The sequence below is a fragment of the Rhodococcus sp. NPDC127593 genome (assembly GCF_042671975.1).
Lineage (GTDB): Bacteria > Actinomycetota > Actinomycetes > Mycobacteriales > Mycobacteriaceae > Rhodococcus_F.
Window position 1 is genome coordinate 1 of the sequence record NZ_JBHXWI010000169.1, and the last position, 1578, is coordinate 1578.

Below are 1578 nucleotides of genomic sequence, written 5' to 3' on the forward strand. Positions count from 1 at the left end.
TCCAAGGCCGTCGAGGCCGCCAACCGGTACCGCATCGACGACGTCCGTGCCGCCGCCGTGTCCTATGCGGACACGGGAAGCGCCTAGAGGAGAACTGAAAAACATATGACTGCAACAGTTTCCGAATATCTCGTCACGCCCGGCCGGGAGGCGCCCGGGTCGGCGAGGCGCGCGAAGATCGTGTGCACGTTGGGGCCGGCGACGGCGACCGGTGATCGCATCCGTGAACTCGTCGACTGCGGGATGGATATCGCGCGGCTGAACTTCAGTCACGGCGAGCATTCCGATCACGAGGAGAACTATCTTCGGGTGCGGGCTGCGGCCGATGTCACCGGGCGGGCGGTGGGTGTTCTCGCCGACCTGCAGGGGCCGAAGATCAGGTTGGGGCGGTTCGCCGAGGGCGGCACCGTCTGGGCGGACGGCGACGTCGTGCGGATCACCGTCGACGAGTGCGAGGGCACCCATGCCCGGGTGTCGACCACCTATAAGCAGTTGGCCGAGGACGCCACCCCGGGTGACCGGTTGCTGGTCGATGACGGCAAGATCGGGTTGGTCGTCACCGGCGTCGAGGGCAGCGATGTGGTGTGCCGGGTCACCGAGGGGGGACCGGTCAGCAACAACAAGGGTGTGTCGCTGCCGGGGATGAATGTGTCGGTTCCGGCGCTGTCGGACAAGGACATCGCCGATCTCGAGTTCGCGCTGCGTCTCGGTGTCGACCTGATCGCGCTGTCGTTCGTGCGGTCGGCGGCGGACATCGAACTGGTGCATGCGGTGATGGATCGGGTCGGCCGGCGGGTTCCGGTGATCGCGAAGCTCGAGAAGCCGGAGGCGATCGAAAACCTCGAGGCGATCGTGCTGGCGTTCGATGCGGTGATGGTCGCCCGCGGCGATCTGGGTGTGGAGTTGCCTCTCGAGCAGGTGCCGCTCGCGCAGAAACGGGCCGTCCAGGTTGCCCGCGAGAATGCGAAGCCGGTGATCGTCGCGACGCAGATGCTCGAGTCGATGATCGAGAACTCGCGGCCGACCCGGGCCGAGGCGTCCGATGTGGCCAATGCGGTCCTCGACGGTGCCGACGCCGTCATGCTGTCGGGCGAGACGTCCGTGGGCAAGCACGTGATGGAGACGGTCCGCACCATGGGCCGAATCATCAGCGCGGTGGAGGAGAGGTCCACACAGGTGCCGCCGCTGGCGCACGTGCCCCGCACGAGGGGTGGGGTCCTGTCCTACGCGGCGCGTGACATCGGGGAACGGTTGGGTGCTGCGGCGCTGGTGGCGTTCACCCAGTCCGGGGACACGGTGCGCCGGTTGGCGCGGTTGCACACGCCGTTGCCGTTGCTGGCGTTCACCCCGCTTCCGGCGGTGCGGGCCCAGTTGGCGCTGACGTGGGGGACGGAGACGTTCCTCGTCGATCCCGTGTCATCGACCGACCAGATGATCCACCAGGTCGACCACGCACTCCTCGGCTTGGGCCGGTACCGGCGGGGCGACCTCGTCGTCATCGTCGCGGGGTCGCCTCCGGGCACCGTCGGGTCGACGAACCTGATTCACGTCCACCGGATCGGCGAAGAAGACCACTGA

1 protein-coding gene and 1 pseudogene are annotated in these 1578 nt (G+C 67.6%); both read left to right on the forward strand.

Annotation, left to right across the window (positions count from 1 at the left end; genetic code table 11):
• Positions 1-87 (forward strand): annotated as a pseudogene (locus tag ACFVJ3_RS49395) (2-oxo acid dehydrogenase); the annotation flags it as partial.
• 18 nt (positions 88-105) lie between these two features.
• Positions 106-1578: a pyruvate kinase gene (gene pyk, locus ACFVJ3_RS49400; RefSeq protein ID WP_378459033.1), complete on the forward strand. Its 1473-nt coding sequence runs from the start codon at positions 106-108 to the stop codon at positions 1576-1578.

Bases quoted from the DNA above. Each gene is read 5' to 3' on its own strand.
- pyk (WP_378459033.1), top strand. From the start codon at position 106: ATGACTGCAACAGTTTCCGAATATCTCGTCACGCCCGGCCGGGAGGCG.